The 26,441-nt window shown below is 66.3% G+C and carries 19 protein-coding genes and 1 pseudogene; 8 read left to right on the top strand and 12 right to left on the bottom strand.

From position 1 onward, the window contains the following. On the bottom strand, positions 1 to 666 hold a 666-nt coding region (locus tag EET13_RS15315; protein ID WP_136623166.1), incomplete at its 3' end, for a PE family protein. A gap of 533 nt (positions 667 to 1,199) precedes the next feature. Between EET13_RS15315 and EET13_RS15310 the strand changes: the two genes are divergently transcribed. Next, positions 1,200 to 2,177 carry an NAD(P)H-hydrate epimerase gene (locus EET13_RS15310; RefSeq protein WP_168991286.1) on the top strand — a complete coding sequence of 326 codons (978 nt, stop codon included), beginning with the start codon at positions 1,200 to 1,202 and terminating at the stop codon, positions 2,175 to 2,177. Positions 2,178 to 2,245: 68 nt separating this feature from the next. After that, complete coding sequence (locus EET13_RS15305; RefSeq protein ID WP_122443084.1) at positions 2,246 to 3,301, top strand: LOG family protein; 1,056 nt, start codon at positions 2,246 to 2,248, stop codon at positions 3,299 to 3,301. A 68-nt stretch (positions 3,302 to 3,369) separates the two neighbouring features. On the opposite strand, the gene EET13_RS15300 is transcribed toward EET13_RS15305, so the two are convergent. Next, on the bottom strand, positions 3,370 to 5,193 hold the full coding sequence (locus tag EET13_RS15300) for an adenylate/guanylate cyclase domain-containing protein (RefSeq protein ID WP_122443083.1): 1,824 nt from the start codon (positions 5,191 to 5,193) through the stop codon (positions 3,370 to 3,372). Between the two features lie 138 nt (positions 5,194 to 5,331). On the opposite strand from EET13_RS15300, the gene EET13_RS15295 reads away from it, so the two are divergent. Beyond that, a complete protein-coding gene (locus EET13_RS15295; protein ID WP_122443082.1) occupies positions 5,332 to 5,937 on the top strand; it encodes a cyclic nucleotide-binding domain-containing protein in 606 nt (201 codons plus the stop codon). 39 nt (positions 5,938 to 5,976) lie between these two features. Here the strand turns inward: EET13_RS15295 and EET13_RS15290 are convergent, their stop codons facing one another. Then, positions 5,977 to 7,464: an FAD-dependent monooxygenase gene (locus tag EET13_RS15290; RefSeq protein WP_211186443.1), complete on the bottom strand. Its 1,488-nt coding sequence runs from the start codon at positions 7,462 to 7,464 to the stop codon at positions 5,977 to 5,979. A gap of 164 nt (positions 7,465 to 7,628) precedes the next feature. Further along, a complete protein-coding gene (hrpA, locus tag EET13_RS15285; RefSeq protein ID WP_122443094.1) occupies positions 7,629 to 11,597 on the bottom strand; it encodes an ATP-dependent RNA helicase HrpA in 3,969 nt (1,322 codons plus the stop codon). Positions 11,598 to 11,836: 239 nt separating this feature from the next. Here hrpA and EET13_RS30385 point away from each other — a divergent pair, with 239 nt between their 5' ends. Together EET13_RS30385 and EET13_RS15280 are read left to right on the top strand one after the other, a co-directional pair. Then, the gene (locus tag EET13_RS30385; RefSeq protein WP_168990790.1) at positions 11,837 to 12,007 is read left to right on the top strand and encodes a hypothetical protein; all 171 of its coding nucleotides are present in this window, start codon (positions 11,837 to 11,839) and stop codon (positions 12,005 to 12,007) included. 484 nt (positions 12,008 to 12,491) lie between these two features. Beyond that, complete coding sequence (locus tag EET13_RS15280) at positions 12,492 to 14,096, top strand: PecA family PE domain-processing aspartic protease (RefSeq protein ID WP_122443080.1); 1,605 nt, start codon at positions 12,492 to 12,494, stop codon at positions 14,094 to 14,096. 46 nt (positions 14,097 to 14,142) lie between these two features. Here the strand turns inward: EET13_RS15280 and EET13_RS15275 are convergent, their stop codons facing one another. From EET13_RS15275 to EET13_RS15250, 6 genes and pseudogenes are all read right to left on the bottom strand, one after another. Further along, positions 14,143 to 14,805, bottom strand: a complete 663-nt coding sequence (locus EET13_RS15275; protein WP_122443093.1) for a cutinase family protein — start codon at positions 14,803 to 14,805, stop codon at positions 14,143 to 14,145. A 178-nt stretch (positions 14,806 to 14,983) separates the two neighbouring features. Then, a complete protein-coding gene (locus EET13_RS15270) occupies positions 14,984 to 16,411 on the bottom strand; it encodes a B12-binding domain-containing radical SAM protein (RefSeq protein ID WP_211186442.1) in 1,428 nt (475 codons plus the stop codon). A gap of 293 nt (positions 16,412 to 16,704) precedes the next feature. Beyond that, positions 16,705 to 17,781: a PGRS repeat-containing protein gene (locus EET13_RS15265; RefSeq protein WP_483237989.1), complete on the bottom strand. Its 1,077-nt coding sequence runs from the start codon at positions 17,779 to 17,781 to the stop codon at positions 16,705 to 16,707. Between the two features lie 12 nt (positions 17,782 to 17,793). After that, positions 17,794 to 17,997: pseudogene (locus tag EET13_RS33105) on the bottom strand (PE family protein); the annotation flags it as partial. Positions 17,998 to 18,078: 81 nt separating this feature from the next. Beyond that, positions 18,079 to 19,257, bottom strand: coding sequence for a PPE family protein (locus EET13_RS15260; protein ID WP_122443077.1), 1,179 nt, complete (start codon positions 19,255 to 19,257; stop codon positions 18,079 to 18,081). A 957-nt stretch (positions 19,258 to 20,214) separates the two neighbouring features. After that, a complete protein-coding gene (locus EET13_RS15250) occupies positions 20,215 to 21,078 on the bottom strand; it encodes a cyclopropane mycolic acid synthase family methyltransferase (RefSeq protein WP_122443075.1) in 864 nt (287 codons plus the stop codon). A gap of 232 nt (positions 21,079 to 21,310) precedes the next feature. Between EET13_RS15250 and EET13_RS15245 the strand changes: the two genes are divergently transcribed. The 3 genes from EET13_RS15245 (at position 21,311) to katG (ending at position 24,683) form a co-directional block, all read left to right on the top strand. After that, positions 21,311 to 21,787 (top strand): SRPBCC family protein, encoded by a 477-nt coding sequence (locus EET13_RS15245; RefSeq protein WP_122443074.1) that lies wholly within the window; start codon positions 21,311 to 21,313, stop codon positions 21,785 to 21,787. Between the two features lie 168 nt (positions 21,788 to 21,955). After that, positions 21,956 to 22,408, top strand: a complete 453-nt coding sequence (locus EET13_RS15240) for a Fur family transcriptional regulator (protein ID WP_168990789.1) — start codon at positions 21,956 to 21,958, stop codon at positions 22,406 to 22,408. Positions 22,409 to 22,442: 34 nt separating this feature from the next. Then, complete coding sequence (gene katG / locus EET13_RS15235; RefSeq protein WP_122443073.1) at positions 22,443 to 24,683, top strand: catalase/peroxidase HPI; 2,241 nt, start codon at positions 22,443 to 22,445, stop codon at positions 24,681 to 24,683. A 58-nt stretch (positions 24,684 to 24,741) separates the two neighbouring features. Here katG and EET13_RS15230 read toward each other — a convergent pair whose 3' ends face one another. Beyond that, the gene (locus EET13_RS15230) at positions 24,742 to 25,473 is read right to left on the bottom strand and encodes a C39 family peptidase (protein ID WP_122443072.1); all 732 of its coding nucleotides are present in this window, start codon (positions 25,471 to 25,473) and stop codon (positions 24,742 to 24,744) included. Positions 25,474 to 25,481: 8 nt separating this feature from the next. Further along, positions 25,482 to 26,333 (bottom strand): hypothetical protein, encoded by an 852-nt coding sequence (locus EET13_RS15225; RefSeq protein WP_122443091.1) that lies wholly within the window; start codon positions 26,331 to 26,333, stop codon positions 25,482 to 25,484. Positions 26,334 to 26,441: the final 108 nt, after the last annotated feature.

The following is a 26,441-nucleotide window of genomic DNA, read 5'->3' as shown; positions in this document are numbered from 1 at the left end:
CGCCCCGCCTATGCCGCCGGGGTTGTTTCCGGAGGCAAGTCCGCCTGCTCCGCCGTGGCCGCCGTTGCCCAACAGCAGGCCGCCGGCCCCGCCGGCCCCGCCGTTACCGCCCGCGCCATTGACGATCCCGCCGTTTCCGCCGGCCCCGCCGGCCCCGCCGTTTCCGATCAGGCCGGCCGCCCCGCCGTTTCCGCCGTTTTTGTTGGGCGCGCCCGACCCGCCCGCTCCGCCATTGCCGTACAGCAGCCCGCCAGGCGCGCCGTTGGCCCCGGTTCCGGGGGCACCGTTGGCGCCATTTCCAATAAGCGGGCGACCCAGCAGGGCTTCCGTGGGTGCGTTGATCACATTGAGCAGGTCCTGCTCCAGAGTCTGCAGAGGCGAGACATTGGCCGCCTCGGCGCCGACGTAGGAGTTTGCAGCCCCGGCCAACGTCTGCACGAACTGGTTATGCAGCATCGCCATCCTTGCGCTGAGCGTTTGGTAGTCCTGACCGTGTGAACTGAACAATGCCGCGATGGCGGCTGACACTTCGTCGCTACCAGCAGCCAGCAACCCCGCCGTCGGCCCCGCCGCCGCAGCGTTCGCCGCGCTCAACGCCGATCCCATCGAGGCCAAGCCCCGGGCCGCGGCCGCGATCGCCTCCGGCGCAGCAATCACAAACGACATTTGCCATCTCCTCACCCGCCAAGCTCGACGCTTCGCATGCGCCACGGCGCCATCGGCGCGCGCTACGATAATCGCTGTGCCGCAATCACATTCGGCATCAGCAATCTTCTGCAACTGCAACGGGCAGCGCTGATCACCGACGATTCTCTCTAGGTTGAGGGTAATTTCGGCGCCGCCGGACAAGCTGACTTTCAGCAGGCTTTCAGCGGATCCACAACCAATGCTCGGCATCGCGGCAACTGGCCGACCATGGATTCGTCAGGCACCGTGATCGCCCACCCGCGGTAAACCCACGCCGGCGCGCCGTCGGCGGAGTAGCGTGATGCCGGCCGCAATAAAGCCCGAACTTCACCCATGCCAGGAGCGACGATTGATGGCGACAGCCGAGGCGGAGCCGTCCGAGCCGGCAAATGAACGGGCGAAGGTGTTTCGGGGGGTATTTCGGGTCCGAGCGCGCCGTGGTGCCAGGCCCTGCAAGTAACCAACCCCCCCGGTGCCCCGACGCCGAACCAGAACATGATGGGCGCGACGACATGATCTCGATAACCGTCACCGAACTGGCCGACCTGCTGGTGGAGACCGGCCAACGGCACCACCAGGCTTATGCCGACACCGACGGCGCCGACCCCGAGTGGGCACTCTGGTACAGCGGTTACCTGCAGGCGCGGTTGTGGGACCGCGCCGGGCGGTTGCCGTCCCGAAGCCAGCTGGTGGGTCTGCTCCAATCCGCCGAACACCGCTACGGCAGCGCCGAAGGCTGGCCGCTGCGATACGCCGGTCACCTGCTCGCCGGAATAGATGTCAGCGGGCGGCCTAGCGAGGCGTTTCCCGCCGTGGCTGCCAACGATATCGGTTGGCTGACCAGGGAGCAGATGGTCGAGGTGGACCGCGTGATGATGCAGGACTTGCGCATCGACCTGATTCAGATGATGGAGAACGCCGGGCACCACCTGGCCCGTCTGGTCCTTGCTCTGGCAGCGCCCGACCGGGTCGCCGTGGTCGCCGGTTCCGGGGGCAATGGCGGCGGCGGATTGGTAGCGGCCCGCCATCTGGCCAATGCAGGCGTCGACGTCGTGGTCACGCTAGGCGGTCCGGCCGACCAGCTGAGCCCAGTACCGGCGCACCAGTTCGACATTCTGCAGCGGATGCAAGTGGCGACCAGCGATACCGTCGTCGATGCCGATATCGCCGTGGACGCGCTGATCGGCTATTCCCTGCGCGGCGCGCCACGCGGACGGGCCGCCGAGCTGATCGCCGCGATGACGTCCGCGAGTTCGGTGATCGCGCTGGACACACCCAGCGGACTTGACGTCACATCGGGACAGGCGCCCGGCGACGCCGTCACAGCCGATGCAACGCTGACACTGGCGCTGCCAAAGGTCGGTATGCGCAAGGCCCGGCAAGTCGGGGCTCTTTACCTCGCCGATATCTCGGTGCCGCGGTCGGTGACCGCCGCACTCGGTCCCCAACCACCCGACTTCTCCGGCTCACCGATCCTGCGGGTGGACTGAAGCGATGCGGCACCAGCGACCGCACACGTTCCACCCGACCGATGATCAGAAATGAAAGTGCGAGTCCGATGCCGAACCTGGAAGTTCCGTTTCAGCCGCTGCGCAACTCGTTGTACACGTCACTGGAGCTGATGAGCGGCTTCGAAACCCACCGGCCGCTCAGCTTCGCCGATACGCTGGACTTCCGGTCCTACCGGTACTTCACGGCCAACGGCGGCGCATGTCCCACCGATCCCTACGCCGGGATGATGCAGGCGCTGCACGACCATTCGATCATGCGCGCACTGACAATGTTCTTCCATACCGTCGAGGCGCCCACGGTGGCGATTATGGGCGGCCACGACGAGACTCGCACGACGACGAACTACGCAAATGTGGTGCACGTCGCGCGGACCCTGACCCAGTGCGGCTGCCTGGTGGCCAGCGGCGGCGGGCCCGGGGCAATGGAAGCCACCCACTTGGGCGCGATGCTCGCCAACGCGTCGGATCACGACGTGACGGACGCGCTGAAGCACTTACAGAGCCAGCCGACGCTGCCCGACAGCGCGGCGGTGGTCTCCTGCACCGGCGAGGTCGATACCGCGATCGTGCGTCAGCTACACGATTGGGCCGCGCCCGCCTACGAGATAGCCCAAACATTCAGCGAAACCGGGGGACGCAGCATCGCGGTTCCCACGTGGTACTACGGCAACGAACCCATGTCACCGCTGGCAACGGTGGTCGCCAAGTATTTCCAGAACAGCATCCGCGAAGACATTCTGCTTTCGCTGGCGGCCAACGGGATCATCTACACCCGCGGCGCGGCAGGCACCATCCAGGAAGTGTTCCAGAACGCCGCCCAGAACTACTACCCCAGAAATGCCGTGGAGTTCTCCCCGATGATCTTCCTCGGCCGCGAGTTCTGGACCGAAAAGCTGCCCGTGCTGCCGGTCCTGCGGGCCTTGTTCGTCGGCGGCAAGAAACTCACGGATGAACAGTTCGAGCAACTGGTGCGCATCGTCGACAACCCCGACGAAGCGGTCGAGGCGCTGCTGCAGCAACGCCCCTCACCCGCGAAGATGATGGACCGCATGCAAGCCGTCGGGTTCGGCCCTCTCATGAAGGCCACCCGGCCGCTGTCCTGAGTGCGGTCATCGTACGAATTCGAGATCGCGGACCGATCCCGGTCAGTGCGACTAGCCGAAACATGTTGTCACACAGGTTGATTAACTTCTCGAGAACACAAGAGACGCACGAAACCGACGGGCGCGGCGAAACCTTTGAGCATCACCGTTTCCTCGCGCTGGGGCACGTCGGCCAGCATTGCCCGTACCGCGGGATCAGAGGCTACAGCGTGTGACAGCACGATGTCGTCGCCCGCACTCTGGCCCTGCAGGCGTGCGGCCATGTTCACCGTGGAGCCGAAGTAGTCCAGACGGCCGTTCAACGTCACGACAACGCTGGGACCGGCATGGACACCCACCTTGAGGACAAGATCGCGGCTTACGGTCGCCGATGCTGCGATCCCCGCTTGCATGGCCACAGCCGCGCGGACCGCTTGCGCCGGATCGGTGAATGAGGCCATGACCGCGTCACCGATCGTCTTGACCACAGCACCGTCATGCTCGCGCACGACCGTCGCCAGCAGCCTGAAGTGCTCACGCACCAGGTTGTAGGCGGTGGCATCGCCGACCCGTTCGTACAGGGCCGTCGAGCCCCGCAGGTCGGTGAACAGCAGCGCGACCTGACTGATCCCTGCATCGTCGCCCGGGCGCAGCGTCGCCTCGGCGAACAGATCGCGAAAAGCCTGCAGCGAGATCACTTCTGGTGCAGCCAGTGTCTCCCGTGCCCAGGTTCGGTCCTCGATCAAGGCGGCCAGCTCAAAGCCGGCATCGTTGACAAAGGTCACGCGTCCCGCCGCGGTGTCCCCATCCGCGACGTCCAGCACGTCTACCCCCGACGCGGTGATACGCAGGCCCGGAAACGCGCCGGACTGGTAGTCGATGTCGACGAAATTGCCCGGATGCAGCGTGCGTAGCCGATATGAGCCCGGGGGCAGGTCGACGGCCACATCGCGCCGCTCCCCCGGTGCCAGCAGAACCTGTACGACGACATGTCGGGTCTGCATCGGCCCGGACAGGCAGAAACGGCCGACGGGCAACGGGCGAACCGTGGGTGCCGGTGCGAACGTCAGCTCGACGTTGCGCTCGAAGTCGCGGCCGTAGTCGATGTTGCACGACGAGCAGTGCGCTCCGTGCGGCAGCTCCGACAACGTGGCAACGCCGACCTTGGCTCCGCGGCAGTTGGGGCAGAGCAAATCCCATTTCATGCTGAGCAGTCCCGCCTTCACGGCCGCCAGACAGGTCTCGGTCGCGGCGCGTGCGGACACGTCGAGGTTGCCCGCCAGTGCCTTGGGACGAAGACGCGTGAGGTCGCTGGTCATACCGTGCAGCACCAGATCGGCAAGCCGCGCGCCCAGCCCGTTACCGTAGGGGCCGCGATCCACGTCCTGCGCCATGGCCGTGGCCCGCTCGCGGGCACCGGGAGGCAACGCGGGCTCCGTCATCACGAACGGTGTGATGCGGCCGGGCGGGTGATCGCCGTGCGCAAACTCGACCGCCTCCACGATGCGTTTTCCCACCGCCTCGCCCGCCTGGGTGGCAAGCCGCGCGCCGAACAGGCGACCGACCAAACCCAGTGGTTCCCATTCGAGTGAGTAGCTGACGCGCGAGCCCCCGTTGCCGTCGGACTCGAGATCGAAGACCGGGCCGAAGCGACGGAACGGCCCCTTGGTGAACACCCGCGATTGGCGAAAGTGCCGGCCCGAGATCCATTCGTAGGGCTTTTCCTCCCATTCCAGCGAGAAGCCCGCCACCTTGCCCCGCCCGCGGCGCAGCACCGTGCCGTTGGCTTGCGGAGTCTCTTCGAGGGTGTAGGGCGGCAGCCCGAGCGCTTCGTTGAACCGGTCGGTGTCGGCCAGCACCGGCCACAACCGATCCGGCGGCAGGTCGAATGTCCAGGTCCAGGTACGACGCATCGACCGGAACTCTAGACCGCTGGCCGCCGCTGCGCGAGCACCGGCAGGTGCGCGCGGACCGCATTTCGTTACGGGGTTCGTGGCTATACGAGCGTAGGCTCCTCGATGCCGCGCCACATCACACCACAGGAGCCCACTATGAAGTCGGATGCGGGATCTGGGGAAGACGCCCGTTATGGGGATTACGCCCGACGGCTACGCGAGTTCACCGCATTTGACACCTTCTCGGATGCCGAGCTGAAGCTGCTCGTGCGGGCCGCCCAGCACACCTCGGCATCCATGCCGTGGCCGATGATTCATGAGCAGACACCAGCGGACGCCTGCTACATCCTGCTCAGCGGCGAGGCGAGGGTATACCTCGGCCGGGATCCCATTGCCGTGTTGGGGCCGGGAGAGGTGATCGGCGAATCTGCGCTTCGCCGTGGGAAATTGCGCTCGGCGACCGTGACGACGACCGGTCCGGCCGAGGTGCTGCGGATCGACCGTGATGAGCTTGCCAGATTGCTGGATGCGATTCCCGCGTTGCGTGAAATCATGGACGCGACCGCCGCGCGACATGCGGCGCCGGCCGTCTCCCCGCCGGTGAAGCCGAAGCCGGCGCGGGCCAAGATAAGCGCCTCAGTGCCAACGGATCTGGTCGAGCGGTTTGAACAGGCCGTCAATAGCGCCGGTATCACCGTCGCGGCAGCGCTGGAGGATGCGCTCATCCAGTGGATGGAACGAAATGGCCCTGCGCAGTCGTGAGGGCAGTTGGCACCCATCTTGTCAGTGGCCGTCACGGGCCTAGGCAGTCACGGCGCGAGGTGGCCCGAACCAGGCGGTAAGGGCCGCTCGCAGCCCGAGGTCGGACCGGCTCGCAACCCAGGCAACGTGACCGTCGGGCCGAATCAACACCGCACCCGGCGGTCTGATTGCACCAAGCACCGGAAGCTCCCAGTTGTCAACGCATTTCGCGTCGATCAGCTGGACCCGATCAGCCCACCCGGTGATGTCGACGGCACCGGGCGCGGAAAAGTTGAGCAGCACCGGGCGGGCGCGATGCAACAGGGTGAACACCCGCACCGGGCCGTCCGCGGTGACGATATCCAGATCGGGCACGCGACGCCCGAGCAGCGGATGCCCGTCGCCAAGCTCGTAGTGGATGTCCAGGCCCGACATCATCGCGGCGAATCGCTTGCGCGGCTCATCCATGCCGAGGAGTTCGGAAATGGTGTCACGCAAGGCCTGGGTGCCGTCATCCGGGCGGCGCAGCAGCGCAATTTGCGCCATCGAATTGCGCAGGACACGGGCCGCGACCGGGTGCCGTTCGCCATGGTAGGTGTCCAGAAGAGTCTCGGGTGATATCCGGTTTACCACCTGACCCAGTTTCCATCCCAGGTTGACCGCATCCTGCACACCGGTGTTGAGACCTTGTCCGCCTACCGGGTGATGCACGTGCGCGGCATCACCAGCCAGCAGGACCCGGCCGCTGCGATAGGAAGCGGCCTGCCGCGCCATATCGGTGAACCTGGAAATCCATACAGCCCTGAGGATTCCGTAGTCCGTTCCGTACACCGCCATTAGCGCCGCGCTCAAATCTCGCAACGTGGGCTCACCCGCGGGCATCAGGTGCCGCTCGGTCACCATCACGCGCAACCCACGCCCGTCGTCGCTCCTGCTGACAGCATGGACACCAAGCGCGTCGTGGCGAATGCCCCACTCGGGCTCCTGTCCCTGCTTGAGCGCAGTTTCGACCTCGGCGATGAGGTAACTGGTTGTCGCATCCCAGCCCGGAAACTCGATCCCGGCCGCCTTACGGACCACGCTGCGCCCGCCGTCGCAGCCGACCAGATATTGCGCCCGCAGCAACTGGCCGCCGGCCAGCCTGAGATCGACCCCGGTGCGGTCTTGGGCAACTCCGGTCACCTCACGTCCGCGATAGATCGGCACTTCCAGCTCATCGACCCAGCCGGCCAGGGTGTTCTCGATGTGGTTCTGCCACAACGCCAGTCCGTACGGGTGCCGAGTCGGGAAGTCGCTGATATCCAGACGTATTTGAGAAAACCCCGCGACTTGGGCCACCTGCCCCTGCGCGAGGAATCGATCGGCGATTCCACGCTGATCAAGGACCTCGAGGGTGCGGGAATGCAGACCGCCCGCCCGCGAGCCGATCAGCTGTTGACCCGCGCGTCGCTCTACCACCGCAACGTCGGCTCCTGCCAACGCCAGTTCGCCGGCCAGCATCAGCCCAGTCGGTCCTGCCCCGGCCACCAGTACCGCATGGTCGGCCATCGGCATGGCCGCTCCGCTCGACTCAGTTGCCCCCAACTCCAGCCGCACTGTCGTTCCCCCAAATCCGGAGTCTTGGCTCCGGACAGTGATTTTGCGACACAACCCGGGTCTTGCCGCAAGCCCCCCGGTGCCCGATATGGTGAGAGTGGGAAATTCCGCCAGGGTCAGCAACCGCGCACCGCCTCGATCGCGCGATAGATCCGCTGCTCGCTGACGGCCCGCGGCGTGCCGAGCTGCTGGGCCCACAGGCTGACTCGCAGCTCCTCGATCTGGCGCGCGATGTCACGGACGTCGGCGGCCGCGGCGCGTGCCGGCGGCAGCTCCTGCAGCAGTTGGTAGTAGCGGTCTTGCACGGCGTGCAACCGCTGCATCCGCTGTCGGTCGGCCTCGACCGCGTACGGCAGCCGCTCGAGGCGCCGGCGGATTGCGGTCAGGTAGCGGGTCAGATCAGTGAGATGCGCGCGTCCGGTAATGGTGACGAACCGGTGTGGCAACAGTCGGTCCAGCTGGGTGCGTACGTCGGCTGTAGCCGCGGCCTGTGCGGGAGTCGGCTTGGCCGCCAACAAAAGCCGCACTTCCCGCGCCGCGGACAACGCCTTCTCGACACCGCTCACGATCTCGATGGTCGTCGGTACGAGATCGGCCGCTACCCTATCGCGCAGCGTGGTGAACTCCTTGTACGTCCACACCGGCGCGGCCACCAGCGCGTCCGTCGCCGCGTCGGCGCAGTCGTCGAGCAGCGCCGACAGGGAGCCATCCGGGTTCGCGCCAAGCATCAGGCGTGTTCGCGGATCCAGTTGCCGGTCAATGGCTTTGAGGGGGGCGGCCATGCCGAGCCCGAGCAACCGCCGGATACCCGGACCCATCGCATATTCCTGCTCGACCGACGTGGCGAACACGCGCAGGTCGACCGCGCCGCCCGCGTCGACAAACGCCGGAAAACCCCGCACGGTGCGACCGTCGACCGTGCGCTCCACGACCCGCGGCACCTCGGGCAGATCGTCGGGCCAGGTGCGCAACCCGGTTCGTTCCACCTCCCCCGCGACCGCATCCGCAACGGCCTGCCGAGCCGGTGTCGCCAGCCGCTGCTGCAGCGCAGGTAGATCCTTGCCGCGCGCCACCTCGGTACCGTCCTCGGACTCCACGGCAAAAGTCACCCGCAGATGCGCCGGCAGCCGGTCCAGATCGAATGCGTCGACTGGGACCAAAACACCAGTGCGGCGGCGCAATTCACGCTGCAAAGCCATCAGCAGTGGCTCGCGTCCCGGATCGATCCCGGCCAGCACCGCACGGGCGGTATCGGGGGCGGGAACGAAGTTGCGGCGCAGGTCTTTCGGCAGCGACCGGATGAGCGCAGTAACCAGCTCCTCCCGCAACGCCGGCACCTGCCAAGCGAACTCGTCGCCACCCAACCGTGCCAACACGTCGATCGGGACATGCACTGTGACGCCGTCGTCGGCGGCTCCGGGCTCGAACCGGTAGGTCAGCGGCAGAGCGACGTCGCCCGTCTGCCATACGTCCGGCCGATCGGCACCGGCAGTATCGTCGGCGCGCAGCAGGTCGTCGCGACGGAACGTCAGCAAGTCCGGCGTCTTGCGCCGCTGCATCTTCCACCACGCGTCGAAGTGGCGCGCCGAGACGACATCGGCGGGGATGCGGGCGTCGTAGAGTGCGTAGACATCGTCGTCAGTGACCAGCAGGTCGCGGCGGCGGGCCCGCTCCTCGAGGTTCTCGAGCTCGGCCCGCAACCGTGCATTGTCGCGCAGGAAATGATGGCGGGTCTGCCACTCGCCCTGCACCAGCGCGTGCCGGATGAACAATTCCCGCGCCACCTGCGGCTCGACGCGGGCATATCCGACGCGGCGACGGGCCACCAGCGGCAGGCCGTAGAGCGTCACCCGCTCGTAGGCCAGCACCTCACCGCGGCTGGCGTCCCAGTGAGGTTCGCTGTAGGTGCGCTGCACTAGCTCGCCTGCGACCCGCTCCACCACTTCCGGCTGGATACGCGCGGCGGTCCGCCCGTACAGCCGGCTTGTCTCCACCAGCTCCGCCACCACCACCCAGCGCGGCGGCCGCTTGGCGAGCGCCGAGCCGGGCGCCAGAACGAACCGCGAGTTGCGCGCACCCACATACTCACGGTCGTCCTCGCGGCGCATCCCCACATGTGACAGCAACCCGGCCAGCAGCGCCGCGTGAATGCGGGCCGGGTCGGACTCGTCGGTCTCGACCCCGGATTCAGCTACGCCGAGGTCACGCGCGATGTTGCGGAGCTGCCCGACGAGGTCCTGCCACTCGCGGATGCGCAGGTAGTGCAGGAATTCGTCACGGCACATCCGTCGAAAAGCGTTGCCCGACAATTCCTTACGCTGCTCACGCAGATAGCGCCAGAGGTTCAGGTAGGACATGAAGTCGGAGTGCTCGTCGGTGAACCGGGCATGCCGCTGGCGGGCAGCCTCCTCGCGGTCGGCCGGGCGCTCCCGAGGGTCGGGGATGGTCAGCGCGGCGGCCAGTACCAGCACCTCGCGTACGCATCCCTCGGTCTGGGCCGCCAGGATCATCCGCCCCAGTCGCGGGTCCACAGGCAGCCGCGCCAGGCGACGGCCCAGGTCGGTGATCTCGCCGTGCTGGTCGAACGCGCCGAGCTCCTGCAGCAGCTGCACACCGTCGCGGATGCTGCGCCGGTCGGGCGGATCGAGAAACGGGAAGTTCTCGACATAACCGGGTGGGGCGCCCAGCTGTAGCGCCGCCATCTGCAGCAGCACCGCGGCCAGGTTGGTCCGCAGTATCTCGGGGTCGGTGTAGCGCGGGCGGGCCGCGAAGTCCTCCTCGGAGTACAGGCGGATGCACACGCCGGGAGCGACCCGACCGCAGCGCCCGGCCCGTTGAGCCGCAGACGCCTGCGAGATCGGTTCGATGGGCAACCGCTGCACCTTCAACCGGCGGCTGTAGCGCGAAATGCGGGCATTACCGGGGTCGACGACATAGCGGATCCCGGGCACGGTCAGCGACGTCTCGGCAACGTTGGTCGCCAGCACCACGCGGCGTGCGGTGTGGGGCGCGAACACCTTCTGTTGGTCGGCGGTGGGTAGCCGGGCGTACAGCGCAAGCACCTCGGTATTTCTCAAACCAGTCAAAGCCTCCGCGGTGTCGCGTATTTCGCGCTCACCGGACAGGAACACCAGGATGTCGCCGGGCGGTTCGGCCTCGAGTTCGCCGATCGCGTCGACGATCGCCTCGATTTCGTCGCGGGTCTCGGTGCGCACGATTTCGTGGTCGGGGTCGTCGGGGTCATCCTCAGGGCCGGGCGAGACGGCGACTTCCAATGGGCGGTAACGGATTTCCACCGGGTACGTGCGACCGGACACCTCGACGATCGGGACGCTGAGTCCGCCGTCGGCTCCACCGAAATGCGCCGCGAAGCGCTGCGGCTCGATCGTCGCCGAGGTGACGATCACCTTCAAGTCGGGACGGCGCGGCAGCAGCTCACGCAGGTAACCCAGCAGGAAGTCGATGTTGAGGCTGCGCTCGTGGGCCTCGTCGAGGATTAGGGTGTCGTAGCGCAACAGGCGGCGGTCACGCTGGATCTCGGCGAGCAGGATGCCGTCGGTCATCAGCTTGACCAGGGTGCGGTCGCTGACCTGGTCGGTGAATCGGACGGTGTAGCCGACCACGTCACCAAGCGCGGTGTGCAACTCGTCGGCGATGCGTTGCGCGACGGTGCGCGCGGCCAGCCGTCGCGGCTGGGTGTGTCCGATGGTTCCGCGGATGCCGCGGCCCAGCTCGAGGCAGATCTTGGGCAGCTGGGTGGTCTTTCCCGAACCGGTTTCGCCGGCAACGACGACCACCTGATGCGCCCGCACCGCGTTGGCGATCTCCTCCCGTCGCCCGCTGATCGGCAGGTCAGGATAGGTGATCGTCGGGACGGCCGCGTGCCGCGCGGCCACCAGAGCTTCCGCCACCGCGATCTGGTCGGTGAGCTGTCGCAGCTTGTCGGGCTTGGCGCCGCGGAGGTTCTTCAGCCGCCGGCCGAGGCGCGCCGTGTCGCGGATGGTCAGACCGTCGAGTCGGACGCGCAACGCCGCCTTGGGTGTTTCTGCGGACGGTGCGGACACTCCGGCAAGGATAGGCGTCATCCCGCAGCCGCGGCGATATGCGGCGTCGTTGCCCACTCGGTTGTCCGGCCGGACCGCTGGCGGTTATGTGGTGGGGTTGTCAGCGGTTTCGTGTTAGCGCTCAGTTAGCGCTGACGTTTCGCTACAGCACAGCCGTATGCTTGGCCGCGTTACCACCAGCGCTTGGCAGGGTATGGGGTGGCGAAGGCCTCGCACCGACGGCGGGCCAACCGGAAGATCTGACCTCGACGGAAGCGCTTATGACCGAATTCGATAACGAGCAACTGGACCACTCCCAGAAGCTGGAGAGCATCGTCGACCGGCTCGATGAGAAGGTGGCCGGTGAACGCGAGGCAGAAGGCGTACCGGGCAAACCCAGCGACCGGGAACATGCCGCTACGAGTGGCTCGGAGGATGAGCCGCCCGACTAGCCGGATCTGCCGGCGCCGCGACTGTCGGCACCGGCCCTCGCATTTCGTCCATCGTGCTGCGGTGCGCCCATTTGTGTCCCGGCGACCCATGACAACAATGTCGTAGGCGGGCAGCCGCCGCTCGTCGGCGCCGAAATATATTGCAATCCTTCGGCCGCCGGCAAGATTTGTGCACCGAAGCGGTGTCCCCCGGTTGGTGCACCTGGTACTCAACCAACGTATCGGTCGATTGGCGGGCAGACCTCCGGGGCAGTAAGGGAAGGAAAAGGAGAACTTCTCGGGCGTCCCGGTGCCTCGGCGGGTCCACTTCGACGCTCAGGCCTGCAGGAGGCGCCGGTCGACCGGGTTCGCAAACGCGCTCCCGGCTCTGCCGCCCGAACTCCTGACTCGATGGGGGCAGCTATGCCGAAAACGCAAATCCGAGGGCAGCACGCGGATACGCTTAGTGCGCACACGAGTGGGCGATTGACGCGGGAGGAGCGGCGTGTCACTTCTGGTCGTGGCTCCCGAGATCGTGGCGTCGGCGGCAGCGGATCTGGAGAGCCTCAACTCGGCGCTGACCGCGGCGAACGCGGCGGCGGCCGTTCCGATTACCGCGCTTGCGGCAGCGGGCGCCGACGAGGTGTCGGCGGCGGTGGCGACGCTGTTCGCGGGTTTCGGTCAGCAATACCAAGCGCTTAGCACCCAGGCCAATACCTTTTTCCAGCAGTTCGTGTCGACACTGGGCTCATCGGCCGGGTCATATCAGGCCGGAGAAGCCCAGGCCGTGTCGCTGTTGCAGACGGCGCAAACCGATCTGCTGGGCGTGGTGAATGCACCCGCTCTGGCGCTGTTGGGTCGCCCGCTGATCGGGGATGGCGTAGCCGGGACGGCGTCGAGTCCGAACGGCGCAGCCGGCGGGCTGTTGCTGGGCAACGGCGGCAACGGTTATTCGCAGACCGCATCGGGCGTACCGGGCGGCGCCGGTGGCTCGGCCGGTCTGATCGGCAATGGCGGTGCCGGGGGTACCGGCGGAACCGGCGCACCCGGTGGGGCCGGCGGTAACGGTGGCTGGTTGTGGGGCTACGGCGGGCACGGCGGAACCGGCGGCGCGTCGCTTGGCATTGGCGGGACCGGTGGCGTCGGCGGGTCCGTGGGCCTGTTCGGTTTGGGCGGGGGCGGCGGTGCCGGCGGTCTCGGCAACGGCGGAATCCTCGGCACCGGCGGCGCTGGCGGCCGCGGCGGGTTGTTGTGGGGCAACGCCGGGATCAGCGGGCCGGGTCTGGACGGCAGAACGGTGCCGCTGACCATGCATGCGGTTACCGAGCCGGTGGTGTACATGTCCGTCAACGGCGGACCGAGCGTGCCCGTCCTGGTGGACACCGGATCCGCCGGTCTTGTTGTCACGCCCAACGAGGTAGGGGGAATTTTCGGCCTCTTCCGCATGGGCTTGCCAACCAGTTTCGGACTCAGCGGTTACAGCGGCGGGCTGACCTACCTGTATGCGACCTACCATGCGCCGGTCGATTTCGGGAACGGCATCGCCACACCGCCGACCGACGTCAACGTTGTCCTGCTGTCATTCCCCCAGACGTTCTCCGGGTATTTCGCGCCCGCAGGCGTCAACGGTGTGCTGGGAATCGGACCCAATGCGACGGGGCCCGGCCCCAGCATTCCGAACCAGGCGCTGCCGGGCGACCTCAATCAGGGTGTCCTCATCAACATCCCCGAGGGCACCATGCGGTTCGGCCCGGATCCGCTGGTTGGCGGAGATTCCATTACCGGATCGCCGATTTCCACGCTGGGGGTCAAGATCAACGGCGGTTCGCTGCAACATGTTCCGATGATCGTCGATTCCGGTGGCGTGCTGGGCACCATGCCGGCATCGGTGCTCGGGAACGGCCAGGTGTCCGGGGACGTGCCGGACGGGACGCTCATCCAGGTCTATACCAACGACGGCAGTACGTTGCTGTACCAGTACACCGTGGCTGGGAACGGCCCCCGGGTCATTTCTAGTGGCCTGATGAACACCGGGTATGTGCCCTTTGACCAGCAACCGGTGTACATCTCGTACAGCCCGTCCGGTGTCGGGACCACGGTCTTTCACTGAGCCGTCGTGAAACGCGGCACCGGCCCAGCCTGATGCGGGAGGGCTGCTATGCGCGTTCGCTGCCTTGGCCGAGCTTGTCAGCAGCGAAGGTAGCTGCCTGCGTTGTCATCCCGGACTGGATGTAGGAAACGTGCGCGATGATGTTTCCGCCGCCGGTGCATATCGGATCATCGGCAGCGCACAAATTAATGACCTTGGAGCTGTAGAGCGGGTTGAGGGTGGGCAACGGCTGCCCGCCCCACAACATGCTCGAGAACCCGCTGGACGGCTCGCCGAAAAGGGCCACCGCGACCACATGATCGGCCACCGAGGGCGGCATTGCCGAGGACGCCAAATCGATCACGCCCGCGCCTTGAGAATAACCGCCGATCACAATCTTCGAGTTCGGGCAACTCGCCGCGGTGTCCTGGATGTGCGCAGCCGCATCGTCGGACCCGATTGACGCGCTCGCGTGATAGTCGTCGCTGGCGGGGTAATTCACGGCGTAGACCCCGACGGACCGTCCACCCGCCTGCGAGCTGAGTGAGTCGACGAATGCCTGGCCGACGTCCCCGAGACCAGGCGCCTGATGGGTGCCCCGAGCGAATACCACCGCGACGTCGGAGCATGGGTCGGCGTGAGCGGCGGGGCTGACGACGGCTGCGTTCACCATCGCCCATGCCGTCACAACCACGACACCAACGATGCGAGCAAGGCTGAGTGCAGTCATCTGCACATGCTGGCACATCACGGGCGAGCGGGCTGCGGCTGGGGTCAGGGGCGGCGGGCGCCCGGTCTCGATGGGTCTTAATGCAAGAACGCTCGGTTTGGATCGGCTGGCCGGTCGCGGAGCATCTGGCTTCCGGCGTTGTGCGGTCGGCGCGACTGATAGCTTCGCGGATGTCTTCCTACCGCGTAGTCGATTTGGCGTGCGTGGTGTTTTCCCATTCGTCGAGGCGGGCGAGGAAGAACGCTTCGGCTTCGTCGAAGGTGATGTCGTTGTCCGGGGCGATGCGGGCGACCACCTCTGCGTAGACCCGTGCCGCTTCGGGGTCGACGAAGTCCCATTGGCCCAGCGGCCATTCCGCGCTCAGATAGCCCGCCTCCGAATACGCCTGGTACAACGGCGTGCCCGGATACGGAGTGATCCGGCCCATGAACTTGAAAGGCTGAGTGTATTTGGTTGCCCGCAGCAGACGGGCGGTTTCGCGTAGCTCCTCGGGGCGCACCGTGGGGTGAAACATGATGGTCCCGGGGATCACGTCGATTCCCAACTGCTGCAAGGCGTTGATGGTGTCGGCGGCGTCTTGGCCACGATTGAGGACCTGCTTGCGGTAGGCGCGCAGTTGGTGGTAGGAGCCGGTCTCCAACCCGACGAACACCCGGCGCAGACCCGCCCGGTGCAAGTGTGTGAACACGTCGAGGTCGACCACCGAGTCCAGCCGGATATCGATCATGAAGTCGACATCGATACCCCGGCCAAGCATCGCAGAGGCAAACTCGACCGCGCGCTGCTGCGAACCGGGATGCTTGGAAACGAACAGATCATCGGTGATCGACAAAAACTTGATATCGAAATCCGTTACCAGGTAAGCGATTTCATCAATAACCGCATCAACCGACTTGGCCCTGTAGCTGGTGCGGCCCAACATCGCCGACACCGCCCCCGTCCCGCAGAACGTGCAGCGATACGGACAACCCCGGGTGGTGAAGACCGACGCGGCAAAACCATCGCCGAGCACCATCGGCAACTCCTCACGAGCCGGCCACGGCAATTCGTCCAGATCAACCAAACCGGACGGCGAGCACACGATCCGGCCCTGCTCATCACGGCGCGCCAGGCCCGAGATACCCTCTACCCCAGCACCATTGGCTACCGCCAAGGCCAACTCGGTAAACGTCACCTCCCCGTCGCCGACGACCACGAAATCGAAGCAGTCGTAATTACCCAGGATGCGCTCGTAGTTCAGAGTGGCGATCACGTTGCCCAACGCGATCTGCACGCCCTCCCAGCACTGACGCGCTCGCCGAGCCAACCACACCACCTCGGCAAAAGTGTCGATACACGAAAACCCCACCAACCGAGGCACACCCGATACCGCCGCGGCGGCCTGCATCGCCTGCCACGTCTGCTCCACACTCTCATGGCCGGCCACCAACCCGTTGACCGTCACCACCTCCAGCCCACGCTTCCTCGCGTAAGCCTTGATCGACATCATCCCCAAATGCTCCATCGGCATCGAGGAATACACCCACGGATCGCCGAGTTTCTGCTCGCCGAGATACGTTCGCCCATTGGCGCGCACCCCTGGAGGATTGACCAATACAACCGTCACGCCACGACTCCCCGCCATCAACCATCGAGCGCTGTCCCTATGCGCCCTGCTCAACCGCACCGCGCAGAGCTGAACTTCCACTGCCGGTGACGTCTCAAAACCATTCCCAGCTAACCACATCGTCACCGCTGTGGTACCAGCCGATTTCCGCTGATCCGACGGCCGGATTCGGCGCTGTTCGGTGGCCGAACGAGATGACGGCGACGAGGCGCTTGAGCGACGCACCGATGACCTTGAGGGATCGGCAATACGCGATCGTGGTCGGCGCCTATGGTGGCGCCGCCAAGGTTGGCTCAGCCGCCGCTGCCGGGTGTGCCGGCACCGTCGCTGTGAACGGCCCCGCGGCCACCTTCATGCCCCCCCAGCCATCCGGAGTGGCCGCCAACGCCCTCGGCGCCATTCTCACCGTCGTTGCCGGCGACTCCGCTGTGGCCGCCATTGCCGGCGATGCCACCTTGGCCGCCACCGCCCCCCGCGCCAGCGGCGCCGCCTTTGCCCGCGTCGCCAAAGAGCCAGCCGGCATTGCCGCCTTTGCCGCCGCTACCGCCTGCGCCGCCGTTGCCACCGGCACCGCCATTGCCACCGTTGTAGCCATTTTCGCCTGCGCCGCCGGCGCCACCGGTGCCCCCTGCGCCTCCAGCGGTCCCGTTGCCGCCGGTCCCTCCGTTGCCCCACAACAGGCCACCGTTGCCGCCGGCACCGCCTTGTCCGCCAGCACCTCCGTTGCCGCCGGCTCCGCCATTGCCCCCGGGATTGTTGTCGCCGCCGTTCATACCGTGTATGCCCTGCCCACCGTTGCCCGCGATCCCAGCATTGCCGCCGTTGCCTCCGTTGCCGAACAGCAAGCCGCCATTGCCGCCGGCGCCGCCATTGCCTGCGGCACCGCCGTTTTGACCGAGTCCGTGGTAGCCGTTCGCGCCGTTTCCGCCGGCGCCGCCGGCGCCACCGTTGCCGATGAGTCCGGCGGCTCCGCCGTTGCCGCCGGCGCCTCCGCTGCCTCCCGTCACAGCAGCGCTGCCGCCGGCTCCGCCTGCGCCGCCGTTGCCGGCCAGCAGTCCGCCTTGGCCGCCGTTGCCGCCGTTGGCGCCGGCTCCGCCGGCTCCGCCGTTGCCGCCGTGTCCGAAGAGTCCGGCTGCTCCGCCATTGCCGCCGTTTTGTCCTGCTGCACCTGATCCGCCATTGCCACCGTTGCCCCACAGCCAGCCGCCGGCGCCGCCGTTTTGTCCGGTGCCATTGAGCCCGTTGGCGCCGTTGGCGATGATCGGGCGGCCGACGAGCCATTCGCTCTCGGCGTTGGCTGTCTTGAGGGCATTTTCGGCGGCGTTTTCGATCTCGGTGGCCCAGTACTTCAAGGAGCTACCGTTGAGCAGGTCGACAAATTGCTGGTGAAGCCATTCGTAGTCGTGGCTCAATGTCAGCCAGACCTGACCCTGCCGGGCTAGCATGGTGGCCATCGCCGCCGATATCTCATCGGCAGCAGCGGGCAGTATCGCGGTGGTGGGGGTGGCCGCGGCGGCGCTTGCCTCGCTAAACGCCGATCCGATACCAGCCAGATCCGTTGCGGCGCAGTCCAATGCCTGGGGCACGACGGTCACAAATGGCACAGCTCATTCTCCTCGCGTTTACCAATGTCCTTGTCGGGCAACAGATGCACACCGTCTTGGTGGTTATCCGATCCCAGCTCGCGGAATCACGCCCGGGTGGGTTGCTAATGCCGGCGCGGCAGCGCCGACGCCGCCGCGAGTGCTTAGCTCGTTGGGCGTGGCGGCAGCCGATCCCGCGGCCCGAGGCGCAATAGGCATCATCGGGACACCATCGGTCGATCCGGTCGCTTCCGCCACGGAGGCCGGTGTGGGCATAGACCCAAGGCCTTGCACTGCCGAGCTGGAAAGCCCGCTGGGCAATGATCCTGGCCAGGTCGCTGGCACCGACACCGCGCCCATGGTGTGGGCCTGGCCCAACGCCGCCGACATCGCTGCACCCGGCATGGCGGCGCCACCAAGTCCGGTCAGCCCCGTCAGCGCCATAGCAGGAGCAGCGCCTCCGACCACCGGCGACGCCGCGGACGCCGCAGCGGTGGCGGCACTGCCGGCTGCGCCCAATCCGGCGGTAGCTCCGCGGGCACTTGACATCGCCATCATCAACGGCGACATCATGAAGCTGACCGGATACATCCCCAACTCGGCCACCGACAACACTGACGACACTGGCAAATCTGAAAGCACCCCCGAAACCGCATTGAACAGCGGACCCAGCGGGTCAATGATGGGTGGCGTGACTGGCGGGAACCACGGCTGAACCGCTGTACCGCCTGTTAGTGCAGTCGGTGGCGCGCTCAATGGAGATAGTGTCGAAGCCAGGGTCATTGCCTTGGTGTGGTAGCCGACCATGGCGGCGACATCTTGGGCCCACATCTCGGCGTACGCACTTTCAGTAGTGGCGATCGCCGGAGCGTTTTGGCCGAGAAAATTCGTGTGCACCAGCGTTGCCAGCAGTATTCGATTCGCTGCTACCGCCGCCGGATGAACAGTTGCCGAAAACGCCGATTCATAAGCTGTCGCTGCCGCCTGGGTCTGGCCCGACGACAACTGCGCGTGCTCGGCGGCCGCGGTCAACCATCCCGTCAACGGGGCGGCTGCCGCTGCCATGGACATCGACGCGGTCCCAGCCCACTGCCCATGAAGCAACGCGGCGATGACCGAGCGAAACGACGACGCCGTCCCGTGCAGATCCTGGGCTAGCCGCTGCCAGGCAGCGGCAGCCGCGTGCAACGATCCCGACCCGGCGCCCGAATACATCCGAGCCGAATTAACCTCCGGCGGCAACCACGAAAAGTGAAAGAACATCGTCACTCCAATCAGCCAGTCGAAACATCGGCTTCGACAACCACACACGCGTTATGTCCAGGGCGAGGAGGCCCATTTCACCGTTTGTCATCGGATAAATCGCTCGCGCGATTTATCGTCGCCGTCTCCGACGTAACTCTGACACCGTTGATCCTTGTCAATAAAAATGCGCCCGGAACGGTTCAATATCTGACCACTACGAGATTTGACGGGTCCAATCGCGACCCGGACCGGAAACTGCCCGCCTATATCGCTGAATCCGTGGTCATTCCAATCTCTAGTCATCATTCCCGAGTCATTGTCAAATCTGGCAAGAGAACGGCGATACGATCATACTGTAAACAATTCAGCTGTACAGGACGCCGGCAATTAGAATACACAACGTGAGCAGGTGCTCCATCCCCCGATCGGACGACAGCCGCGTCCCCCGATCGGTGGACAGTCAAACCGTCGTCGGACCTAGCCCGCATCGGGCCCGATGGGGGATGCGGCAGCGGCAAACGAGTTTGCCGTCAGTGATCGTCGCGCCCCATGCGATCAGGAATCGAAGGACCCGCGGGTACTGGCGGCCAGGCTGCAGGATTCGATCAGCGCCGGGCCATAGGTAGCCGCACCGCATTCGCATTGCCAACAGACGTGCCGCCCGCACGAACATTGGACGGTGGTCACAATCATGTGCCCGGGCAGCAGCCAGTGGCCACGTGCACAGCGCCGCGGTGGCCGGTCCGCCCAGTGCGCCGCCCAGCCATGCGCCAACTCGCCGACGTCAACACTCACCGCATCACATTGGCATCTCTTTGCAGACCAATTCCAGCGCGGCGGACCAATCGTTATGCTTCGTTGCCCGCTCTTGGCCGTGTCGTTGCGTCCGCACAGCGCCGGCAACCGGGTGCTGGCCGCTCAAAGTTGTGCCGCACGCGAATGGGATAGCTGCCGCAGCCCGCCGACGCGAAACTGCTACTTCTGCAGGGTGAACTGGTTGACGTCGATGTAGCCGGTGCGGAATGCCTTGGCGCAGCCGCTCAGGTACTTCATGTAGCGCTCGTAGACCTCTTCGGACTGGACGGCGATGGCCTGGTCCCGGTGCGCCTGCAGCGCCTGTGCCCACAGGTCCAGGGTCCGCGCGTAGTGCTGTTGCAGTGATTGGCGCCGGGTCAGGGTGAAGCCGGCCTGTGCGGAGCGCTGCGCCACCATGTCGATCGAGGGTAGCCGGCCACCGGGGAAGATCTCGGTGACGATGAACTTCACGAAGCGGATGATGTCGATCGAGATGGGCAGACCCTGTTCGCTGAGCTGCTCACGGGTCAAGCCGGTGATGGTGTGCAGCAGCATCACTCCGTCGGCGGGCAGGACCCGGTGTGCCATAGCGAAGAAGTCGTCGTAGCGGTCGTGGCCGAAGTGCTCGAGGGCGCCGATGGACACGATGCGGTCGACGGGCTGGTCGAACTGCTCCCAGCCCTTGAGCAACACCGTCCGGCTGCGCGGGGTGTCGAGCTCGTCGAAGGTCTTCTGGACGTGGGTGGCCTGGTTTTTCGACAAGGTCAGGCCGATGACGTTCACGTCATACTTTTCGATGGCGCGGCGCATGGTGGCGCCCCAACCGCAGCCGATGTCGAGCAGCGTCATGCCCGGCTGCAGGCCCAGCTTGCCCAGCGCCAGGTCGATCTTGGCGAGCTGGGCCTCTTCCAGCGTCATGTCGTCGCGCTCGAAGTATGCGCAGCTGTAGGTCTGGGTCGGGTCCAGGAAAAGCCGGAAGAAGTCGTCGGACAAATCGTAGTGCGCCTGCACCTTGTCGAAATGCGGCCGCAGTTTCTGAGCCATGATCGTGTGCCTTTCTGGCCCCCCCTGAGGCCCCAGCGGGGGGCGTGCACCGGTCGGCGGCATTCTCCCCGTTCATCAATCAAACCAGCCGGCGGGCCATGCGCCGGCTTGCACCCCGCCCGGCGCGCGCAACCAGACCCGGGCGGATACGCGGTCGGGCTTGATTACCCGGTGTGGTTGGCTGGACTCTCGAGGCGAGTAATCGCGTGAGCCTGTGGACCGAGGACAAAGCATGACCGAGAACGCCGAACGGTTTGCCGTCAGCCGCACCATCGCCGCCATGCCGGCCGAGATTTTCGCCGTGCTGGCCGAGCCGTCACGCCATCAGGGCACCCAGCCCGGCGATTGGGTGCGCGATGCGATAGACACCGCACCGATCACCGGCAGCGGTCAAGTTTTCGCGATGAATATGTACCTGACTCAAGCAGGGGGCGATTACGTCACCTACAACTTGGTCAATGTCTTCGACCAGGACCGCGCCATCGGCTGGATGCCGGGCCAGCTCGACCCCGCCGGAAACCACGTCGCGGGCGGGTGGTGGTGGCGCTACGACCTCGCGCCCAACGGCGAGCACACCGACGTGACGCTGACCTACGACTGGAGCGCCACTCCACAGAGTTTCCGAGACCAGGTCGGCGGGATGCCGCCGTTCGCGGAGGATTATCTGGCGGCGTCGCTGGAGAGTCTGGAGGGCTTGGTCACCAGTTGAGCGGCGATTTGAGATCACGGCTCAAGTGCTTGCACCGCAATGCTGTTCAACGCGATCGACGTCATGGTCGATAAGTCGAGACCAACCGCGCCCGGCGTTTGAACCGGCTGTATCCGGTACCTCCGACAAAGTCTTGACTGGTTCAAGAAAAGGCGTCATAGTGGCGAAGTGGCGTCAACGGCGCACTACACACAAAAGCTGCGAATGGCCGACCTGCGGGTCACCCGGCCCCGGCTCGCCGTGCTCGAGGCCGTAGACGCCCATCCGCACGCCGACACCGAAACGATCTTCTCGGCGGTCCGCACCGGATTGCCCGACGTTTCCCGCCAGGCGGTGTACGACGTGCTCAATGCGCTCACCTCGGTGGGCCTGATCCGCCGGATCCAGCCCTCGGGGTCGGTGGCCCGTTACGAGTCCCGAGTCGGTGACAATCACCACCACGTCGTGTGCCGCTCCTGCGGAGTGATCGCCGACATCGACTGTGCGGTCGGAGATGCGCCGTGCCTGACCCCCGCTGACGACGGCAACGTTCTTGATGGCTTCGTTCTCGACGAGGCCGAAGTCACCTACTGGGGCTTGTGCCCCAACTGCTGGATCGCAGTACCTCGATCACAGCCGTGATCGCAGCCCGTTTCACTCACCCGGAAGGAATGCTGTGTCATCCGATACATCCGAAAGCCGCCCGCCGCACCCGGATTCGAACACGGCGAGCACCAGCGAGAGCGAAAACCCGGCGATCCCGTCGCCCAAGCCCAAGGCGCATGCGCCGCTGACGAACCGCGACTGGTGGCCCGACCAGATCGACGTTTCGATGCTGCACCCCAACCCGCCGGCGGCCAGCCCGCTGGGCGCGGACTTCGACTACGCCAGCGAGTTCGCCAAGCTCGACGTCGACGCGCTCAAGGCGGACCTGATCGAGGTGATGACCACCTCACAGGACTGGTGGCCCGCCGACTACGGCCACTACGGCGGCCTGTTCATCCGGATGAGCTGGCACGCCGCGGGTACCTACCGCATTCACGACGGCCGCGGCGGCGGTGGCCAGGGTATGCAGCGGTTCGCCCCGCTCAACAGCTGGCCGGACAACGCCAGCCTGGACAAAGCCCGCCGGCTGCTGTGGCCGGTGAAGAAGAAGTACGGCAACAAGATCTCCTGGGCGGACCTGATCATCTTCGCCGGCAACGTCGCCCTGGAGTCGATGGGATTCAAGACCTTCGGCTTCGGCTTCGGTCGCGAGGACATCTGGGAGCCCGAAGAGGTCCTCTGGGGTGAGGAGGACGAATGGTTGGGCACCAACAAGCGCTACTCGGGCGAACGTGACCTCGCCCAGCCCTACGGCGCCACCACCATGGGCCTGATCTACGTCAATCCCGAAGGCCCCGAGGGCAAGCCGGATCCGATCGCCGCGGCGATCGACATCCGCGAGACGTTCGGCCGGATGGCGATGAACGACGAGGAGACGGCCGCGCTGATCGTGGGTGGGCACAGCTTCGGCAAGACCCACGGGCGCGGCGATCCCGAGCTGGTCGGTCCCGAGCCGGAGGCCGCCCCGATCGAGCAACAGGGGCTGGGCTGGAAGAGCTCCTACGGCAGCGGCAAGGGCAAGGACGCCATGACCAGCGGCTTGGAGGTCGTCTGGACACCCACCCCGACCAAGTGGGACAACAGCTTCCTGGAGACCCTGTACGGCTACGAGTGGGAGCTGACCAGGAGCCCCGCCGGGGCGTGGCAGTTCACCGCCAAGGACGGCGCCGGTGCCGGCACCATCCCCGACCCGTTCGGCGGCCCGGGCCGGGCCCCCACGATGCTGGTCACCGACATCTCGCTGCGCGAATCTCCGATCTACCACGACATCACGCGGCGTTGGCTGGATCACCCCGAGGAGCTGCAAGAGGCATTCGCCAAGGCGTGGTACAAGCTGCTGCACCGCGACATGGGCCCGATCAGTCGCTACCTGGGGCCCTGGGTGGCGGCGTCGCAACTGTGGCAGGACCCGGTTCCGCCCGTCGACCATGAGCTGGTCGACGAGCGGGACGTTGCGGCGCTGAAGAGCAAGGTGCTCGAGTGCGGCTTGTCGGTTCCGCAGCTGGTCAAGACGGCCTGGTCGGCCGCGGGCAGCTTCCGCCGTACCGACAAGCGGGGCGGCGCAAACGGGGGCCGGTTGCGCCTCGAGCCGCAGAAGAGCTGGGAGGCCAACGAGCCCACCGAGTTGCAGAAGGTGCTGCCCGTGCTGGAGCGCATCCAGCAGGAGTTCAATGGATCGGCATCCGGCGGCAAGAAGATCTCGCTGGCCGACCTGATCGTGCTCGCTGGATCCGCGGCAGTGGAGAAGGCGGCCAAAGACGCAGGCTATGAGATCTCGGTGTACTTCGCGCCCGGGCGTACCGACGCCTCGCAGGAGAACACCGACGTCGAGTCGTTCGCGGTGCTCGAACCCCGGGCCGACGGGTTCCGCAACTACGTGCGTCCCGGCGAGAAGGCTCCGCTCGAGCACCTGCTGGTCGAACGTGCATACCTGCTGGGTGTGACCGCTCCAGAGATGACGGTGCTGGTCGGTGGGCTGCGTGCCCTCGGCGCCAACCATGGTGGCAACAAGCACGGCGTGTTCACCGACCGGCCGGGCGCGCTGACCAACGACTTCTTCGTCAACTTGCTCGACATGGGTACGGAGTGGAAGGCGTCGGAGTCCGGGGAGAATGTCTACGAGGGGCATGATCGGGCCACGGGTGATCTGAAGTGGACCGCGACCGCCAATGATCTGGTGTTCGGTTCGAACTCGGTGCTGCGCGCATTGGCCGAGGTGTACGCCCAGGACGACGCCGGGCAGAAGGTCGTGGAGGACTTCGTCGCGGCGTGGGTCAAGGTCATGAACAACGACCGGTTCGATCTGGATTAACCGGACCGCCTGATCGAGCGCCACCCCACCGGCTCCCGGTTTCGGGGTGGCGTTCGACTCAGCCGTCAGTGACGACGATCGAATCCCCGCCCGTGTGCCAGGCCGCGGTGAAGGTGGTGACGGCGACCTGCTCGTCAGGGTGGTCGGCGCCGGGGTCGTTGAGGTGGACGATCTCGTTGGTCGTGTCGATGCCGGTGACGACGAGGAAGTGGTCGGCCTGGCTGCGCTGATCACTGCTGTTCCAGATGACTGCGGAATTGACCCAGGCGATGATCTTGCGGTTGTCGGTGAGGTATTGCCGTAGGGCGGGCAGCCCGGTCTGTTCGGGGTGCGTCACATCCGTCATGGCGGAGGAAATACCGTAGTGCGCCAGCAGCACGACCGTGTCGGCCAATTCGATGCCGCCGTTGCCGTTGGTGTGGCTCGGGTCGTCGGCAGGGGCATAGATCGGCCCCGGGTTGGTCGGGGACGCAGTGCCTTGCGCCAGCGCGATCATCTCTTGCTCGGTCGGCGCGTGCCCGGTGATTTGACCCACCACGTCGGCTACCGACACAAGTCCGCAGTTGTCCTCGAGCGACTGCTGTTGCCAGTACTTGGCCGCCGCCGCCGGGTCGCCGTACATGCCGCTGACGGCGGCCGGTTGCGGTGGCACCGGAAGAGGCGTGGGTGTGACGCTGGCGATGACCGTCGACAGCGTCGGCGACGGCGTGGACGGCGGCGGGTGGCCGCATGCCGCGGTGATCGAGATACCGGCTACGACAAACGCTGCTGCCATCCGGACGTCGACCATGGTGCTGATTATCGATCAAGGTCGAGCTGCAGTTGCGCTTTCGCCTCTCTGACCAGATCCGCCGCAGCGCGTCCCGCTTCCTGCGCCTTGCGATAGCGCTCTGCGGCGCTGCTCAGCTCGCGTTCGGCGGTTCGAAGATTGGCCAGCGCCTCGTCGCGACGTTGGGTGGCCGCGTCACGTTCGGCGCTGCGCTCGGACAGCGTGGCGTTGGCGGCGGTCGTGGCGCGCTCGGCGGCTGCCACCGAGGCGGTCAGCCTTTCCCGGCGGTGCCGGGCTGCTGCAGCCGCTTTGCTGGCGGCTTTGTCAGCCGCTTCTTCCGGTGCCGCCTTCGTCCGAGCTTGTTTCGGCTTCGCTTTCGGTTTTGCGGCCCGAGCCGCCGTCACGAGCTGCTCCGCGTCGCCGAGCGCGCCGAAACCCGACCCTTGCTGAGGCCTGGTCAACCGACCCAGTCGGGCCCGCACCCCGGCGTCGGCGATTGCGGTCTGCAGGGTGCTCGTCAGGTCGTCACGCAGCGCCGACGACGGGTTCGCCACCTCGGCTGCCTCGAAAGCGCAGCGAGCCAGGTCGCTGATCAGCCGGTGTTGCGCGGCGGACAGGTCGTGGATACGGTCGCCGTCCATGGCGGTGTGCGCGTCGCGTAGGCCGTTACCGAGGTCGGCCAGCCGCCGAGCGACATTCTCGTGGGTGAGCACCAGCCGGTTGACAATCCATGCCGCGATTGTGGGTTTGCGCGCTGCGGAGATCCGGTCGGCGGCCGCGGCATCGCCGCGCTGCCTGGCCGCCGCTGCCAACCTGGAGCGTTCTGCGGTGAAAGCATCCGGTGGCACCGCGTACAAGGTGTCGAGTTCGTCGTCGGCAATAACGTCATGATCTCTCGCCCGGTGGCGCCACACTGGTTTCAGACCACTCGTCGACGGGTTATCTGATACCCGAGCTGCCCGCGCCCGAAAGCAAGCTTTGGGCCAGCA

The sequence above is a fragment of the Mycobacterium attenuatum genome, from assembly GCF_900566085.1.
In the GTDB taxonomy this organism is placed as follows: domain Bacteria; phylum Actinomycetota; class Actinomycetes; order Mycobacteriales; family Mycobacteriaceae; genus Mycobacterium; species Mycobacterium attenuatum.
The sequence above is the reverse complement of the archived record's forward strand: the minus strand, read 5'-3'. Positions and strand labels throughout refer to the sequence as shown.

Excerpts from the sequence above, each read along its gene's own strand:
- EET13_RS15290 (WP_211186443.1), bottom strand. The coding sequence starts at position 7,464 with ATGGCCGACCATGCGGTACTGGTGGCCGGGGCAGGACCGACTGGGCTG.
- EET13_RS15250 (WP_122443075.1), bottom strand. The coding sequence starts at position 21,078 with ATGGCTCAGAAACTGCGGCCGCATTTCGACAAGGTGCAGGCGCACTAC.
- EET13_RS30385 (WP_168990790.1), top strand. The coding sequence starts at position 11,837 with ATGACCGAATTCGATAACGAGCAACTGGACCACTCCCAGAAGCTGGAG.
- EET13_RS15275 (WP_122443093.1), bottom strand. The coding sequence starts at position 14,805 with ATGACTGCACTCAGCCTTGCTCGCATCGTTGGTGTCGTGGTTGTGACG.
- EET13_RS15295 (WP_122443082.1), top strand. The coding sequence starts at position 5,332 with ATGAAGTCGGATGCGGGATCTGGGGAAGACGCCCGTTATGGGGATTAC.
- EET13_RS15230 (WP_122443072.1), bottom strand. The coding sequence starts at position 25,473 with ATGGTCGACGTCCGGATGGCAGCAGCGTTTGTCGTAGCCGGTATCTCG.
- EET13_RS15300 (WP_122443083.1), bottom strand. The coding sequence starts at position 5,193 with ATGCGTCGTACCTGGACCTGGACATTCGACCTGCCGCCGGATCGGTTG.
- EET13_RS15245 (WP_122443074.1), top strand. The coding sequence starts at position 21,311 with ATGACCGAGAACGCCGAACGGTTTGCCGTCAGCCGCACCATCGCCGCC.
- hrpA (WP_122443094.1), bottom strand. The coding sequence starts at position 11,597 with ATGACGCCTATCCTTGCCGGAGTGTCCGCACCGTCCGCAGAAACACCC.
- EET13_RS15260 (WP_122443077.1), bottom strand. The coding sequence starts at position 19,257 with ATGTTCTTTCACTTTTCGTGGTTGCCGCCGGAGGTTAATTCGGCTCGG.
- EET13_RS15310 (WP_168991286.1), top strand. The coding sequence starts at position 1,200 with ATGATCTCGATAACCGTCACCGAACTGGCCGACCTGCTGGTGGAGACC.
- EET13_RS15305 (WP_122443084.1), top strand. The coding sequence starts at position 2,246 with ATGCCGAACCTGGAAGTTCCGTTTCAGCCGCTGCGCAACTCGTTGTAC.